This is a genomic window from Pseudoalteromonas sp. OOF1S-7 (assembly GCF_022347765.1).
Classification (GTDB): domain Bacteria; phylum Pseudomonadota; class Gammaproteobacteria; order Enterobacterales; family Alteromonadaceae; genus Pseudoalteromonas.
This window is the reverse complement of the sequence record NZ_JAKRFZ010000005.1, coordinates 82,869-100,041: the sequence shown is the minus strand read 5'-3', so window position 1 is coordinate 100,041 and position 17,173 is coordinate 82,869. Positions and strand designations below refer to the sequence as shown.

Here is a 17,173-nt window from a genome sequence, read left to right as displayed (position 1 = left end):
AGGTTATCGTGATTGCTGTATTTGTACGTTAAAGCGTTGCAGCGCGGGCTTTTTCATCAGGCTGTAACACACCGGCAAGACCAGTAACGCTAATACCAGCGCACTGAGCATACCCCCCACCATAGGCGCGGCAATCCGGCTCATTATTTCAGAGCCAGTGCCTGTGCCATATAAAATGGGCAGCAAACCAATGATGATCGTCGCGACGGTCATCATCACCGGGCGCACGCGCAGTGCGGCACCATGCAGCAAAGCATCAATGTATTGCGACTCGTTCACGGCAACCTGTCGTGCTCTGGCCTCGCTTTGCAAGTCTTTAAACGCCTGCTCCAGATACACCAGCATGAGCACGCCAATCTCAACCGCCACACCGGCCAGTGCAATAAAGCCAACCCCCACGGCGACGGAGAAGTTAAACCCCTGCAGATACATCAGCCACAGGCCGCCCACAGTGGCCATAGGCAGAGTCAGCAGGATCAGCGCTACCTCACCAAAACGACGGAAGTTAAGGTATAGGAGCAACATGATGATTGCCAAAGTCAGCGGTAGTACATAACTGAGCTTTTCCTGGGCCCGGAGCATATATTCATACTGACCCGCCCAGTTTAATGAGTACCCCGCGGGTAATTCCAGCTCTTCGGCAACCACATTGCGCGCCTGTTCAACATAACTGCCCAGGTCCACACCGTCTATGTCGACAAAGGTCCAGCCATTGATGCGGGCGTTCTCACTTTTGATCCCCGGCGCGCCACTTTCTACGTACACATCGGCCACATCCCCAAGTGCAATACGCTGACCGGTGGGCGTCACTATTGGCAACCGTGCCAGCTGCTCGGGCGAGCTACGATAATCCTGCGGATAACGTAAATTCACCGGGTAGCGCTCCTGCCCCTCAACGGTTTGAGTGACATTCATACCACCAATGGCGGTGGCCACCACCTGCTGCACATCGGCAATATTCAGTCCGAAGCGACTGGCCTGCCCGCGGCGAATATCCACCTTAATATAACGCCCGCCCGCAACTCGCTCGGAATATACAGACGCCGTGCCCGGCACCTTGCTGAGAATGGTTTCCAGGCGCTGGCCAAGCGATTCGATAACGGCCAGATCCGGGCCCGCAATCTTAACCCCGACCGGCGTTTTGATCCCCGTCGCGAGCATATCGATACGGGTTTTGATGGGCATCACCCAGGCATTACTGACACCCGGTAGCTTCACCAGACGATCCAGTTCCGCTTTGAGCTTATCTGTGGTCATTCCCTCACGCCATTCGCTGCGTGGCTTAAGCTGAATAAAGGTTTCAATCATGGTCAGCGGCGCGGGATCGGTGGCCGATTCGGCGCGGCCGACTTTACCAAACACATTCTCTACCTCGGGCACTGTGGCAATCAGTTTGTCGGTTTGCTGCAACAGCTCACGCGCTTTACCGATGGAAATCCCCGGATAAGTGGTGGGCATATACATCAGATCGCCTTCATCCAGTGGCGGAATAAATTCGCTGCCGATTTTATTGAGCGGATAAAAGCCCACCACAGTCAGCGCGACCGCTGCCAGCAGCGTAGCTTTGGGGAAACGCATCACCTGCCGCAGCAGCGGCATATAGGCGGCTATAAGCAGCCGGTTGAGTGGGTTCTTGCGCTCCGGCGTAACTTTGCCACGGATAAAGTAGCCCATCAGCACAGGCACCAGGGTAATTGCCAGTCCGGCAGCTGCCGCCATGGCATAGGTTTTAGTATATGCCAGCGGCGCAAACATGCGCCCTTCCTGCGCTTCGAGAATAAACACCGGCAGGAATGACACTGTGATGATCAGTAAGCTAAAGAACAGGGCTGGCCCCACTTCCGTGGCGGCTTTTGCCACAACCTGCCAGCGATTGTCATCGGTCAGCGGGGTCTTTTCCATGTGCTTGTGGAGGTTTTCTATCATTACGATTGCCCCATCGGTCATCGCACCGATGGCGATGGCAATCCCGCCAAGTGACATGATGTTGGCATTGATCCCCTGAAAATACATGACAATAAAGGCCACCAGGATCCCCAGCGGCAAAGTGATCACCGCCACCAGCGAGGAGCGTAAATGGAACAGGAAGGCGGCACAGATCACGGCCACCACCACAAGCTCTTCAAGCAATTTTTGCCACAGGTTATCAACCGCCCGCTCGATCAGCTGGCTGCGGTCATACACAGTGACCACCTCAACCCCTTCGGGTAAGGACGCCTTCAACTCATCCAGCCTGGCTTTCACACCGGAAATGGTCTGTTGCGCATTTTCACCAAAGCGCATGACCACCACGCCGCCAACCACTTCACCTTCGCCGTTAAGCTCGGCAATGCCACGTCGCATTTGCGGGCCTATGGTTATTTGCGCGACATCACCCAAGGTCAGTGCAGTCCCCTGTGCATTAAGGCCCAGTGGGATCTGGGCAATGTCGGTGACCGAACGAATATAGCCGGTGGCCGTCACCATATATTCGGCTTCTGCCATCTCGATGACTGACGCACCAGTTTCCTGGTTACCCCGTTGCAGCGCCTGCTGAATATGACTCAGGGGCAGGTTATAGGCGCGCAGTTTATCCGGGTCAACCTGCACCTGATATTGCTTAACCATACCACCCACAGAAGCCACTTCGGAGACTCCTGGTACCGTCTGTAACTCGTATTTTAAAAACCAGTCCTGAAGACTGCGTAACTGGCTGATGTCGTGCTTACCCGAGCGATCCGTCAGGGCATAGATATACACCCAGCCCACCCCGGTGGCATCCGGTCCAAGCTCTGGTTTGGCAGTCGGTGGCAGTAAATTGGCCGCCTGGCTGAGATACTCCAGCACCCGGCTGCGCGCCCAGTAAAGATCGGTGTCGTCATCAAAGATCACATACACATAGGAGTCACCATAGAAGGAGTAACCCCGCACTGTGGTTGCGCCAGGGACGGACAACATGGCGGTAGTAAGCGGAAACGTGACCTGATCCTGGACCACCTGCGGCGACTGGCCCGGATAACTGGTTTTGACTATGACCTGGACATCCGATAGATCCGGAATGGCATCGACCGGCGTTTGCTTCAGTGCAAACAGGCCGCCCGCCACCAGCATCAGCGTGCTCAGCAGGACCAGTACACGATTGTGCAAAGACCAGGTTATGATTGCTGCTATCATGATAATACTCCTGGCTTAATGATGCGCATGTTCAGACATGGCTGAGTCTTGCTCGCCATGCTGCATCCGGGTCACAACAAAATCATCCCCCACCTCAAAGGTAAAGGTGATCTGATCGCCCACATTAAACGCACTCAGGTCGATGTCTTCGGCTATCACAAAGTCCATGGTGGCCGCTGCCCGGCCCCATTTTTCAATGGCACCGCGATGGATGGTGGCGATACGAGAGGCGGCGTCTATTGCCTTGATGTGGCCGTCCACGGTCGCCGTTGGCAAGGTCGGTTCAGCCATAATGTGAATGGTGGTGATTTCATACCCGGTATCCGTTTTGGTGACCTCAAAATGCAGCGACTGGCCGGTTTTTAGCGCACTGTTGTCGAGCGTCTCGGCAAGTTGAAAGTCCATGGTCATTTCGGGCCATTCCCACTCGGGCACGGCATCATGGGTTATGTTGATCACGTCCGATTGCGCCTCATAGTGGTTTACTATACCGGCCATCCAGACCTGAGTTGGTTTTGCATCCGCACTCATACGCTTAAAGTCAGAGCTTTTGCTGGACTCCGAATCAATCAGGAAATGAGCCGAGGTGACGACCCGGTCGTCCTGCTGAAGTCCATCGAGGATCTCAGTGCTTTGCAACCCTACTCTACCTAAACTGACGGCCACAGATTTAAAGCGCCCGTCGCCCAGCGCCACAACAACTCTGTCCTGCTTACCGGTGCGGATCACCGCCTCGCTCGGCACCTGCATGGCTTGTGCTTTGCTGCCGGCCTGAATTTGCACCTGAGCAAACATGTTAGGTTTCAGTTGCCCTGCTGCATTGTCAAACTTCAAACGTACCCGCAGGGTTCGGGTGGTTTCATTGAGGGTTGGATAAACATAATCTACATTGCCCTGCCAGCGCTCACCGGGCAGATAATCCAGCGTCATGGTAACGGGCTGACCGGCTTTCACCAGCGCGGTATCGCGTTCGAATACTTCGGCTTCTACCCAGACCTGATCCAGCTGGGCAATGCTCATCAGGGTATTACCCGGATTGACATAAAACCCTTCGCGGATCTTCAGCTCGGCTATCACGCCGCTTTGGCGAGCATAGAAGGTGATGGTCTGACGCACCTGACGCTGCGCCTCTAAACTGGCGATAAAATCGGCCGACAATTGCAGCGCCATTAAACGCTCGCGTGCCGCTTTGATCAGAGTGGCATTGTTACGATTTAGCGCAATCAAAAATTCTTCCTGCGCATTCACCAGCTGTGGCGAATAGAGCGAATACAAAGGCTGCCCCTGCTCCACCGGCTCGCCGGCCGCTTTGATGTACAGGGTTTCCACCCAGCCATCGACGCGCGGGTGAATGTGTACCAATTTGTCTTCGTCATATTGCACGTAACCGACCGTCGAAATTGTGCTGTGCATCGGCCCCACTTCAACCGCAGCGGTTCTCACGCCCAGGTTATTGACCACTTCAGGAGAAATGGTGACGGCCCCCGCCACCTGCTCTTCACTTTCGGCATAAACAGGCACCAGATCCATGCCCATTGGCGACTTACCGGGTTTATCACGGCGATAATTACTGTCCATTGGCGCCACCCAGTAGAGCGGCTTATTGCTATCGACCTCTGCATCAGCGGTATGAGAGGGAGTGGCGGTCAGCGTCATCAGGGCATAGCTCAGCGCGCCCCCTGATAAGCCGGCTAGCAATAGTTTCAGCGTATTATTCATCATTCACTCCTGGCTGATAGGTGGTGAGGTAATAGTTCAGTCTGGCAACGGTTTTAAGGGCATCGACGTCAATTTGTTTGGCCGCTACTCTGGCATTAAGCTCGGCAATGCGAGCACGCACGACCTCGGCAAAATCGCCGTTATCATTGGTGTATGCGGTAAGTGCAGCTTCTGCCTGTTCATGTGTTTGTTGCAGTAATTGCTCCCGATACAAGGTCTGACGCTCAGACAATCGCCTTAGCTGGCTGGCCTCTTTTTCAACCTGACCAGACAGCTCACGCAGCAACAGTAATTTATCGGTTTTAATCGCTTCGCGATTTGACTGAGCTGAGTTCAGCCATTGGTCCTGACGGTTGTCGGTAAATAAAGGCACATCCAGCGTCACCCCCAGCGAAAAGAAGTCGGCGCGACTGCTGCCATCTGGCATATCACTGCGATATCCATAACTGGCATTCACGCCCCACTGCGGCCTATATTGCTGGCGGGCAATCGCAACCCCTTTACCAGCCGCCTCAATACGCACATCCTGCGCCAGCACCACCGGATGGCTGGTGAGCCGTGCCAGCAGTCGCTCTGCATCCGGCTTACCTTGTATAAAAATAGCCGGGACAGCCACCTTTAGCTGAGGCAAGGTCTCTGGCAGATTGATATCAGACCAGGCGATGTGTGCCTGAGCGCCTCGCAGCCAGGCCAGCAGCTGTGCACGCGCAGACTCCCGTTTTTGGTATTCAACACTGAGGCGGTCGTCGAGCTGTACCAACTCCAGCTGCGCGCGGATCACATCCTGCTGGCGGGTACGCCCGACCACATTGGCATAACTGGCCTTACTGACATCGACCAGTTGCTCAAACAGGGCTTTATCCTGCTCTATCAGAGCAATGGTGCGCTCGGCCAGATAGGTATCGAGCCATAGCTGAGTGACTTGTGCCCGTATTTGCGCAACCCGGTCGGCGCGCAGCAGCGGGTACTCTTCACTGGCAATCTGTAGCTGCTCGCGTTTAAGTGCTAACTCATCGCCACGGCCAAACTGTTGGCTCACGCCCACCTTAAGCTGGGTCATTGCCTCGCGGTCGTGTTGCCAGCCATCCACCGGCAGATTCATCACAGACAAAGACACTTTGGGATCGGGTAACGTACCGGCAGCGAGGCCTTGCGCATAGGTGGCTTGCTGCTGATGGTGGCGTTTTTGCAACAAGGGATCCTGAGCGATTGCCTGCTCTATGGCTTGTTGTAAAGGCAAACTGGCAGAGGCCTGCACAGAGCCGGTTGCCATTATCAGTGCGCCCAACAGCGCGCAACGGGCTGTTGCAGGAATTAAAAACGACATCAAAACTGCTCCTCATAGGTATCAATTTGCGCATAAACCTGATGGCTGCCATCTTTCATCAGCAGTAAGACCTGATATGGCATAAAGCGCTCATCCACTTCCATGCCAGGCGAACCCAGTGGCATGGCAGGTACACTCAGCCCAATGGCATTCGCTTTAGGGTTGGCCAGAAACTGCTGAATAAACTTAGCCGGGACATGCCCTTCAAATACCCAGCCGTCATGGCTGAGCGCGGTATGACAAGAGCGGTAACGCGGTGCAATACCGTGACGTGATTTAAGCGCACTTAAAGACGCCAGCTCCCGGCCCTGCGCCGCTACGCCTTGCGCCAACAGGTGCGACAGCCACTTTTTACAGCAGCCACAGGTTGGTGTTTTGTAAACAGTTAACGCCTGTAACGGGCCCGGCTGAGCCTGGCTGCTCAGGCTCAGCAGCGAGAACAAACAGGCGCTCAGAAATAGACCATATTTATTGGTAGTAAAAGACATCATTTGCCTCCGTCTTCTTCTGCCTGCCCATTCAAATAACGAAAGCAGGTCAGAATCATATAAACATCACACTGCGCAGCGCAGTGAAATCATCTTAAGAAGTTGGATTGACAGGTCAGGCGCCGAATTTCAGACGCACTTCACCTGGGTCAGGCAAAAATGGGAGGGCGATATAAGGACTGAGCGACGGCAATGGGGAGTTGGTCGTCATGCCAAATTGCAGCAAGGAACACTAAGTCTGTAGTGAGAGAAAATTCGGCAACAGGCAGCAACTGTGCACTACCGCAAGCATGCGTCAGGCATACGCAATCACTGTCATCATCACAGCAGTCCATTGGCTGCTGCGTGTGACTCATCTTGCCATGGCCATGCTTGAGCTGAACTGAGGTCTCCGTTACTTCTGGCGCTGCAGCTTCATGGTGATGCTGCATCATAGCGGTGTGCATATCGTGACCCTGCATATGTGCTTCACACGCCATCACAGCATTCGCCATACCTTGTACAATAAAGGCAAGCAAAGCGGCTATCATCAGTAATGTGGCGGAGAATTTGCTCATAGGGTCCTCGGTTTATCGCTGTGAATTCTCACATAAACGACAAAAAAAGAAAAGCTTTAGCCTGGCAGCCGCGGTTAATTGCCTATACTGTCAAAGACGTGGCTTTAATGGTAGTAAACTTGTGTGGGTGGTAAAGCGCTTTTTTTATTTGATATTACTCATGCAGCTTAGCCCCTGCGTGGCTGCACAAACCAGCCAGCAGGCAAGGCCCGAACTGCACATCACTTTGCCGGTACGCCAGGTCAAATTACAGAAGTACCTGAGCGAATTACTCCATGAGTCGCTCTATGGCCTGGGCTACAACCTGACCCTCACCATGACCCCCAACCCTTTATATAAACGTGAGTCACGTCTGCTCAATAGTGGCAAGATCACGATGATCATGCGCCTGGCAACGCCCCAGCGTGATGCCACTTTTCATAAGGTAGCGGTGCCGCTTACTCAGGGTCTGATAGGCAAACGGCTGTTACTCATTCATCAGCGCAATCAGCCGCGTTTTGACACGGTAACATCGCTGGACGCCCTGCGAGACAGCAAACTGGTCGGTGTCTTTGCGCCTGGCTGGTACGACGCCCAGATCTGGCAGACCAACCACCTGCCTTATGTTGAAAGTGCCAGCGACCACGCTACCATTTTGCGAATGCTCACTGATGGCAATCGAGGGTTTGATTACTTTTCGCGGGGTCTCAACGAAATAGATGACTACACCCTGGACAATGGTCTGATCATAGAGCCTCATTTGGTGCTAAGTTACCCGCTGGATTTTTATTTTTACCTGCACCCGGACAACAAAGCCCATATTTCAATTCTTACACGCGCACTGGAACAGGCGCGGGACAGCGGTTTACAATCCCGGTTGCTGCGCAAGCACTTTGGCTATCTGCAGCAGCGCCACAGACTGTCGCAGCGGCGCGTTATTTCGCTTTCGCTCCCCCCCGCGTCAACTCATTCTAAACCACTTCCGACACCATCGCATTGAGCCATAACAGTAGCCCAGTTATTGTTGTATTAACCCTGTAAACTACACCTAACTTATTGAATAAATTATTTGCGTTATCTCAGGGTAATTCTCGAAGAGCTAGGCTAAAATAGCGATACATTTTATCTGGAGTATCTTTTCAATGAGCATTCATGTAATCAAACACCCGCTTGTACAACATAAACTTGGCCTGATGCGTGAGCATGGGATCAGCACAAAAAGCTTTCGCGAGTTATGTCAGGAAGTGGGTACCCTGCTGACCTATGAAGCAACTAAGGACATTCCATTAGAAGATATCACCATCAAGGGCTGGCAGGGAGATGACCTGACAGTACAACACATTAAAGGCAAGAAAATTACCGTTGTGCCTATCCTGCGTGCTGGGCTGGGTATGATGGAAGGCGTGATGCAGTTAATTCCAAGCGCCAAGGTCAGTGTGGTTGGCCTGCAACGCAACGAAGAAACGCTTGAGCCTGTACCCTATTTTGAGAAGCTGGTTGGTAACATTGAAGAGCGCATGAGTCTGGTAATTGACCCTATGCTGGCCACCGGTGGCTCTATGATTGCCACCATCGACATGCTGAAAAAAGCCGGCTGTAAAGAGATCAAAGTCATTGTGCTGGTTGCGGCACCTGAAGGCGTAGACAAAACCCTGGAAGCCCACCCGGACGTAGAGATTTTCACCGCCTCACTGGACAGCCACCTGAATGAAAAAGGCTACATAGTGCCAGGCCTTGGCGATGCCGGCGATAAAATCTTTGGCACAGTGTAGGACATTCTGAATGTCCAATACGTCTTTCACATCGCTTAAAACCATAGTGAGCGGTGCCCAGATGCTGTTTGTCGCCTTTGGCGCGCTGGTACTGGTGCCCTTGCTGACCGGTCTGGATCCCAACGTTGCACTGTTTACCGCAGGCCTGGGCACTTTGGTGTTCCAGTTTGTGACGCGTGGCCAGGTGCCGGTTTTTCTGGCCTCTTCCTTTGCTTTTATCGCGCCCATCATTGCCAGCGTGCAGGTGTGGGGGATCCCGGCGACCATGGGTGGACTCATGGCTGCCGGGTTTGCCTATATTTTACTGAGCTTGCTGGTGCGCTTTAAGGGCGCTGACATCCTGCATAAAATCTTACCTCCTGTTGTTGTCGGTCCGGTGATCATGGTGATCGGCCTGGCGCTTGCTCCTGTTGCCGTTAATATGGCCATGGGCAAAAGTGGCGATGGCAGTGTGCAGCTGGTTGCCTACGAGCAGGCAATGGTCATTTCACTCTTGTCACTCGTTGTGACCTTAGTGGTGGCCGTCACCGCCAAAGGGATTTTTCGTCTCATTCCCATTCTGGCAGGGATTATCACCGGGTATGCCTTATCGCTGTTTTTCGGCATAGTGCAGTTTGATGCCGTGGCCAATGCCAGCTGGCTGGCCGTGCCCGCGTTTGTCTGGCCGGAGTTTTACTGGCCTGCCATTTTGTTTATGGTGCCTGTGGCGATTGCTCCGGCCATTGAACACATAGGCGATATGATGGCGATTAGTAACGTCACCGGTAAAGATTACCTGGAAAAACCCGGCCTGCACCGCACCTTACTGGGCGACGGCCTGGCCACCTCTACGGCTTCTTTATTCGGGGGTCCGCCCAATACCACCTATTCAGAAGTCACCGGGGCGGTGATGCTTACCCGTAACTTCAACCCTCAGGTCATGACCTGGACGGCCGTGATAGCCATCGTACTGGCCTTTGTTGGCAAAATGGGCGCCGGATTACAGACCATTCCGACCCCGGTTATGGGCGGGATTATGACCCTGTTATTCGGCTCGATTGCGGTGGTTGGTCTAAACACACTGGTTAAGTCAGACACTGACCTCAGTGCACCGCGTAACCTGAGTATCATCGCGCTGATCCTAGTATTCGGTATCGGTGGTATGCAACTTGGCAGCACCGAGTTTAGCCTGCAAGGGGTGAGCTTGTGTGCCATTTTGGGCATTGTGCTTAATCTGCTGCTACCTAACCCTAAGCAAGAAAATTAAGTTACTAATAATGCTCAGCATAACCGGCTATGCTGAGCATGTTAAACTCTAAAAATAAAATAAAGTGCTATCTATTCACCCTATATGCTGTATAGTGGGTCACAGCTCAAACAGCTGAGCTATTAATGAATATTTAGTACAAGCTTTCCCAGTTTCTTTTCGATTCACTTCGTCATACTTACCCTGCGATATCTTTTCCTACATTACAGATTTAGTAGCTTAAATTTAAATTTTATCGAGGTATGTATGTCTAATAAAACAACTGGTTCAGTAAAATGGTTTAACGAATCTAAAGGCTTTGGCTTTATCACACCTGACAATGGTGGCGCAGATGTGTTTGTACACTTCAGAGCTATTGAAGGTGATGGTTTTAAAACTCTGGTTGAAGGGCAAAAAGTAGCTTTCAATTCAGAACAAGGCGCCAAAGGCCCACAAGCTGCCAACGTCACTGCAGCTTAATATCATAATAAAGGGATGTGTTGTTTAAAGCGCATATCCCTTTATGTAACCCCAAAAATACGGCTGAAATGCTAACCAGAAATTAATTCTCTATTTCTGACCCCTCCATATAGAAAACTGGCGTACAAAGTTAATCGTTATTACCGCATTATCAATTTGACCGGCCCGTATTTCTCATAAAACCTTATCTATCAAATTGAGACTTAGCATGCGAAAGCAATCAAAGAAAACCGCCAATAAAGGGCGAAAAATTAGTTTTGAAGAAAAGCTCGAAAAAATGGTGAATGAATATCGCCAGGAAAAAGAGTCTCTTGAATTATTAAATGAAGATGCCCCCGAATATCAGAATCAGCTTGAAAAATGCGACAAGCTTTTTGCCAACGTAGAGCGTTTTTTGAACCGAAACCGCTGATCTGCACGCCCTTATTCCATTGGGCTTAAGCTTTACGACACAGATCAGCGCTCACTCAAGATTAAGGCCATAACAGACCCCTTTGTTCGTCCTGAAAATAAACATAGCCGAGCGCTATAAATGTTCAAAGCAATTCAATTGGAACAAAAGGGTATGTCAGAGGCCTGTTACATATCAGTCATGCACATGCTACCTGGCTGGGCAAGGTAGCCAAAGAGCGCCATCCTCACTGCAGAGTTTTGTATGCGTGCCATCGCTGTGATAGGTGGTTTTAAGCCAATTCTTGTCTGCAAACCGCTCCGTAATCACCCGATACTCGCTGCTATTATCCGTCATCCGTTTATACCAGCTAAAAGCAGGTAGGGTCAGCGTTTTTTCCAATTCATAACCGCTCGCAACAAAATAGTCTGCCAGCTCTGTGGGTACTAATACAGTGTGTTTGTTTGCCAAAGAATGCCACTCACTCAATCCCGCAAACATCCCGTCACGCTGCTCTAACTGAGTGTACTTTTCTATCAGTTCTGTTCCGTATGTGATTGACAGCAGACGTGCTGAGCGCGCACTAAAGTCTTGCTGCCAGTCGCAGCCTTGTGCTTCGTTGTCGCGTTTACGTTCCATTGAATTGGATAACTCATAATTGATCCCATCCAGTGAAACTGAGACAGCTTCTCTGTAGACACAAGTGCCGATATCATCGACATGCTCTTTAATCAGGTCCACTTCCTCGCTATATCGACCGAATTCTCCCCACGGCCGATGAGCGGTGGTGCGAAGATATTCGACAAATAATACGTTTTCCAGCGTCTCGTCCATTTGTGCCATTTCACTGAAATAAGTACTATTGTGTTTGCCAAATACAGTGATTTCTCTATACCAGCGTGGCTCTCCCCCTGCCCTCGGCACTTTATGGTAGTGCACAACCCGGATCTCGAGCGCATCGGGATGCTGCTCTGCCAGCTCAAGACGCTTTTTCAGACTGGCTTTCAGGCCAACAACAATACGCTCTGCAAGTTGTTTTGCCTGCTCGTCCTGAGCGGCTATGTAATCACTAAACAGCTGTTGTTCAGAAATATTATAGTGTGCAATCACTTCATCTATCGTTTGACGCAGAATACTCAGTAACTCATTCAGCAGCCCGGGATCTTGCTGTAACTGAGCACAGCTTTTTCCCTTGAACGTCTCAGATTCACTCAGTGCCTGCCAGAGCACCGTTGTTAAAGGCGTGACATGTGCACTCACCCTGTCGTCTTCAACAGCATCCAAAGAGGGGGGTAGCACCAGCTGGTAGGGCTCCGTAACTTCACCTAAATCTTCATCAATTGCTCCCACAGGCACATCAACGTAAGTAGGCACATACACACTACATTGTCGTTGAGATTCGGTCAGCTCAAGTATATAGCTCCCCTGATCCGTCGACTGCACGCTGGGCTCATCGCTGTCGAGCTGACCATTATTATTGATGTCCAGCCAAACAGTGGCGCCTGAGACATAGCCATCAATCACTCGCCCGCGCTGACTATACCGGCTCTGCTCCCCATCCACCGAGCCAGCGTCTCCCGTGCCGGTTCCACCACTGTGATCATTTGAGCCATTCCCTTGGTTGTTTTGAGCATCATTATTGTTTGAGTTGCCCGAAACCTGGCTATTTTTCGATTTATCCGCCGTACCAACCGGCTCCGATTGTTTGAGCATATTATCTGAACCGCCACCGCACCCCGCAAGAGTACCAACACAGATAGCCAATAAACTGAGCTGGCCGAATTGTCTTTTGTTCATATTATTGTTTCCTTTATACTGCCTGACCCTGATCCACAAACGATTATTGGAAACCAGAACAGGGTTGATGATGGTTGCAATTGTACCCTGTGCGGTATAAAACCCAATATCCGAGATTAGACATATTTCTGTAAATATCGGCCATTTTGTATCTCTGCAGGTTTGTTTTTTACTTGCTGCAAGCTATGATTAACAGACTAAATACAATATAAAAACAAAAGCATAAATAACAACAACTTAAATCAATGACACACGTTCTAAACACAGCCTTGCTGCGCCCTATCACGGTTGCACTGATACTACTTTTACAGCTTAACCTGGCTGTACTTGCTAACACCTACACAACACTGACTGTCGCCGATGGCCTGCCCAGCAATCGTGTCTTTGATATTGAACGAGACCATCGCGGCTTCGCCTGGTTTGCGACCGACAAGGGACTAGCTCGCTATGATGGTGCCCGCATTGAGGTTTTTTCGCGTTATCACACCCCCAGGCTTAGTCAGTCTCTGTGGGTAAGAGATATTTTGTTTGATAAGCAACAACAACTCTGGGTTGCTGGTAAACAAGGCCTGGAAGTGCTCAGTCCACAAGCGGAACACTTTCAGTCTATCAGGGTGCCAAAACGCACTGAGCCGCTGAATATCTATGCCTTATACAAATCAGAAAACGGCCAGCTTTGGGCAGGTGCTGCCGACGGCCTGTACCTGCTGGAACAAGGTTCGCTGACGCCCATCTTAACCAAACTCAACGGTCAGCCTGTCAATTTCAAGATCCTGTCGATAACACAGGCTCAGGAAAAGACACTATTGCTGGCAACTTCACGCGGTTTATATTTGTTTGATCCGGCAAGCACTGTTGTAACTCCGATCACCAATTTAACCGGCGCACCTGTGATAGCCGATAAACTCTGGACATTGCCTGACAGCCAGATCTGGGTGGCCATGCATGGCATCGGGCTGGGGCGTTACCACCCCGAGCAGCGTACCGTGGAGTTAATTTATAAAGACCCAAACGAGTTTGACACTGTGGGTTATATATTTGACTTACATAGAGAGAATAATGAACTACGGGCTGCATCATTGAACGCCGGGCTACTCTATCTGAGCACAGATACAATCAATCGCACCCCGTCATTGCCACCGTTATTGTCACTCTTCAGGGACAATAACCTAAATATGTATGGCACTTTCAGTGAAGGCGTCATTATCGAGACTCTCAATCACCAGGCAATCAACAATTTTAGCTTTACGCACCCCAGTGATACCGGCACGTATGAAGTAAACCAGCTAGTGCAGACTGATGAACATCTATGGATAGCCGACCAACTTGCGGGTCTGTGCCAATATACACTAACCGGGCTGTTTCTCAATTGTGTCGCATCAGAGAGCCACTCAGCTCAGGCGCTTGCCCCCTCAAAGGACGGAAGCTTGTGGGCAGCGATGTATCATGAACTGCTTTTGCTCGACCCCAGCAGTGCAATTGTCAAAGCACGCTACCCCCTTGCAGAGCGAGGAATCGCAGAAGCAATCAACACCTTGTCACAGTCTGCAGATGGTGCACTGTGGCTGGCGCACAGCTTTGATGGCCTGAGCCGGTTTGACCCAGACACTCGTACCACAACCCGGTTTACCAGCGCTAACAGTCAACTGCTCAGCGATCAAGTCCATCACCTGGCAATCAGACAAGGTAAAATATGGCTGGCAACAGCGCAGGGATTACAGGCTTACTCATTCAACACCGCTCAGTTTGAGCACGTTGTGAGCCCGGCTTCTCAGCCATTTCATGCCGTTTATGCAGTCACGCCAGGGCCCGATAATAAACTTTGGCTACAAACAGACCGCGGCTTACGTGCCTATGATCCTGATTTACAACATTGGCAAAACTTGCCTGAACCGCTGAGCCGCCTCAGCAACACCAGCCTGGTATTTGATGAACACAACACGGTATGGGTCGCTTCAGATAAAGGCGTCTGGCACTGGCTGGGGGACAATAAAACGCTTGCTTTTTACAATCACGGAGACGGGTTGTTCAAAAACGGATATCTGGAGGGGGTCTCTGCACGCAGCAAATCAACAGCTATATTCGCATCTACGGAAGGAGTAACGCGTATCAGCACAGACAAATTGCACGCAGTTAACGCGCAACCTCAGATAAGCGCACTGTCGATCACCGCCCTCAATGGCTCCGAACAGCATTTTTACACTACCAGCTCAGTACCAGAGATAGACCCAAAGCATGCCAGTTTACGTTTTCAAATTGCGAATGGCGATCTGATAAACCAGACCAAACAAGCCTTTCGCTATCAACTATCGGGTTTAACAGAAACCTGGGTTGAACTGGGGAATGAGCACACCCTGATTGTACCACGTCTTCCGTGGGGCACTTATACCCTGCGACTCAAAGGCACAAATAATCAGGGCAACTGGTCCGAGCAAATCAGCGAATTACATTTTACCGTACGCACGCCATGGTATGCGACCGCCTCAGCTAAAGTGAGCTATGTTCTGCTGAGCATAATCACGATATATCTGGCATATCGGCTGCGGATCCGCTCACTGCAACGCCGGCAACAACAACTTGAAGACACCATTGCTGCGCACACACGTACGATGCGAGCACAAAACAACCAGCTTGAGGCTGCTCAGGCTCAGCGAGCCGCTTTGTTGAAAACCCTGTCTCACGAGCTTATGACACCCGTCACTTTGATCCAGGGACCTGCTGAACAACTGCGTACCAGTTCCAGCGAGGTACAACGCAATCAGATGGCAAACCTGGTAATAAGCAATACCAAGCGACTCAAAGTGATGATCGAGCACCTGATGCAGCTTTCGTCTCACAGTCAGCCATCGGATTCTGTCACACCTGATGCCTGGCAGCATTACGACTTAGCCACACTGGTCAAAGAACAAGTTCAGTCATTTGAGCCTTTAATCCAGAGTAAATCAATGCACTGCAGCGCTAAGCTTGAGTCAGGACTCAAGGTAAGTTCACCGCCTGATCAGCTCCAGCAACTCATCAGCAACTTACTGAGCAATGCCATTAAATATAGTTATGAAGGGGGTGAAATAAACCTGTTGCTGGGCCCTGATGAAACAGCCCAGCATGCGGTTTTAACGATTGCCGATCAGGGTGTCGGCATTGCCCAAGCAGACCATGAGCGAATTTTCGAGCCTGAATATCGCACCAAGCACGGCAGCGAGTTTGCCAGTGGCCAGGGCCTGGGGTTAAGCCGTGTCAGGGAACTAGTGACTCAGTTAAGCGGTCAGATCCAGCTTGAATCCTCAATTAGTAAGGGCACAACCTTTACCGTCAGGCTGCCTATTATTGATTGCCACAACAATGTGCAACCCCATTTCGACGTGTCAGCTCCCCCGCAACCCACAAGCCTGTCTCGGAGTATTCTGTTGATTGACGACACTCCTGATATGCTGGCCTTTGTGCATAGCATACTGGCTGCGGACTATCGCGTGCTTACTGCCAGCGACGGAGAAACCGGGCTGGCACTGGCACGCGCCCAGTTACCGGATATGGTCATCTCTGATGTGATGATGCCAGGTATCGATGGTTTTGAATTAACACAGCGACTTAAATCCGATCCCCTGACTGCACATGTTCCTGTCATGCTCATTACTGCAAACCTGAATGAAGAAAAACACCTTCAGGGGCTAAAACTACAGGCTGACGACTACCTGACTAAACCCTTTAACCTGGAGGCCTTCAAACTCAAAATCAGCAACACTTTTGCTTTAATTGAGTCGACTCAGGCTAAATTAAAACAACAATTTCGATTTAACGAAGACACACACAATCATAACGCAGACGCTAAACAACCACACGGCGACCAGGCAATCAAAGCGAAGACTCCCAAAGATCTGTTTGCAGATAACCCTGCCACTGTGACCTTTCTGGAACAACTCGAATCCGTTTTGTATGAACTATATAGCGAACCTTCTCTTACGGTTGCTGTCGTAGCTAAAGAAATGGCACTGAGCGAACGTCAGCTGCACAGAAAGCTCACTTCAGTGACTTCTTTTGGCGCCAATGAGTATCTTCGCCAGTACCGTCTGTATCGTGCACTGCCACTGTTACTCTCAGGTTTAAGCGTCGCCCAATCCGCAGAACAATGTGGATTCAACTCCCCTTCATATTTCAGTGCCTGCTTCAAAAAACAGTTTGGACTAACAGCAAAAGCGTATGTGCAGCTGCCCCAGTCCAAGTAGCTAAATTAACCTTCGTATGACTGCTATTATGTACTATAAATACACAAAGACAGTCTGAATTCAGT

At 50.9% G+C, this 17,173-nt stretch carries 12 protein-coding genes; 6 read left to right on the top strand and 6 right to left on the bottom strand.

Features of this window, described 5'->3' with window-relative positions:
• Positions 1–3 precede the first annotated feature (3 nt).
• From MHN33_RS09470 to MHN33_RS09450, 5 genes are all read right to left on the bottom strand, one after another.
• The gene (locus MHN33_RS09470; RefSeq protein ID WP_239397735.1) at positions 4–3,153 is read right to left on the bottom strand and encodes a CusA/CzcA family heavy metal efflux RND transporter; all 3,150 of its coding nucleotides are present in this window, start codon (positions 3,151–3,153) and stop codon (positions 4–6) included.
• 15 nt (positions 3,154–3,168) lie between these two features.
• Complete coding sequence (locus tag MHN33_RS09465; protein ID WP_239397904.1) at positions 3,169–4,872, bottom strand: efflux RND transporter periplasmic adaptor subunit; 1,704 nt, start codon at positions 4,870–4,872, stop codon at positions 3,169–3,171.
• Positions 4,865–6,199 (bottom strand): TolC family protein, encoded by a 1,335-nt coding sequence (locus tag MHN33_RS09460; protein WP_239397734.1) that lies wholly within the window; start codon positions 6,197–6,199, stop codon positions 4,865–4,867. The genes MHN33_RS09465 and MHN33_RS09460 overlap by 8 nt, the downstream gene beginning before the upstream one ends.
• Positions 6,199–6,687 carry a DUF411 domain-containing protein gene (locus tag MHN33_RS09455; protein ID WP_239397903.1) on the bottom strand — a complete coding sequence of 163 codons (489 nt, stop codon included), beginning with the start codon at positions 6,685–6,687 and terminating at the stop codon, positions 6,199–6,201. The genes MHN33_RS09460 and MHN33_RS09455 overlap by 1 nt, the downstream gene beginning before the upstream one ends.
• Positions 6,688–6,836: 149 nt before the next feature.
• Entirely contained in the window at positions 6,837–7,244 is a 408-nt protein-coding gene (locus MHN33_RS09450; RefSeq protein WP_239397733.1) for a hypothetical protein, read from the bottom strand.
• Between the two features lie 160 nt (positions 7,245–7,404).
• Here MHN33_RS09450 and MHN33_RS09445 point away from each other — a divergent pair, with 160 nt between their 5' ends.
• The 5 genes from MHN33_RS09445 (at position 7,405) to MHN33_RS09425 (ending at position 11,112) form a co-directional block, all read left to right on the top strand.
• Positions 7,405–8,223 (top strand): transporter substrate-binding domain-containing protein, encoded by an 819-nt coding sequence (locus tag MHN33_RS09445; RefSeq protein ID WP_239397732.1) that lies wholly within the window; start codon positions 7,405–7,407, stop codon positions 8,221–8,223.
• Between the two features lie 142 nt (positions 8,224–8,365).
• Positions 8,366–8,995, top strand: coding sequence for a uracil phosphoribosyltransferase (gene upp / locus MHN33_RS09440; protein ID WP_046003070.1), 630 nt, complete (start codon positions 8,366–8,368; stop codon positions 8,993–8,995).
• Between the two features lie 10 nt (positions 8,996–9,005).
• Entirely contained in the window at positions 9,006–10,241 is a 1,236-nt protein-coding gene (locus MHN33_RS09435) for a uracil-xanthine permease family protein (RefSeq protein ID WP_239397731.1), read from the top strand.
• Positions 10,242–10,487: 246 nt separating this feature from the next.
• A complete protein-coding gene (locus tag MHN33_RS09430) occupies positions 10,488–10,700 on the top strand; it encodes a cold-shock protein (protein ID WP_046003072.1) in 213 nt (70 codons plus the stop codon).
• 208 nt (positions 10,701–10,908) lie between these two features.
• Complete coding sequence (locus tag MHN33_RS09425) at positions 10,909–11,112, top strand: hypothetical protein (RefSeq protein ID WP_239397730.1); 204 nt, start codon at positions 10,909–10,911, stop codon at positions 11,110–11,112.
• 189 nt (positions 11,113–11,301) lie between these two features.
• On the opposite strand, the gene MHN33_RS09420 is transcribed toward MHN33_RS09425, so the two are convergent.
• A complete protein-coding gene (locus MHN33_RS09420) occupies positions 11,302–12,888 on the bottom strand; it encodes a hypothetical protein (RefSeq protein WP_239397729.1) in 1,587 nt (528 codons plus the stop codon).
• Between the two features lie 245 nt (positions 12,889–13,133).
• Here MHN33_RS09420 and MHN33_RS09415 point away from each other — a divergent pair, with 245 nt between their 5' ends.
• Complete coding sequence (locus MHN33_RS09415; RefSeq protein WP_239397728.1) at positions 13,134–17,108, top strand: ATP-binding protein; 3,975 nt, start codon at positions 13,134–13,136, stop codon at positions 17,106–17,108.
• Positions 17,109–17,173 lie beyond the last annotated feature (65 nt).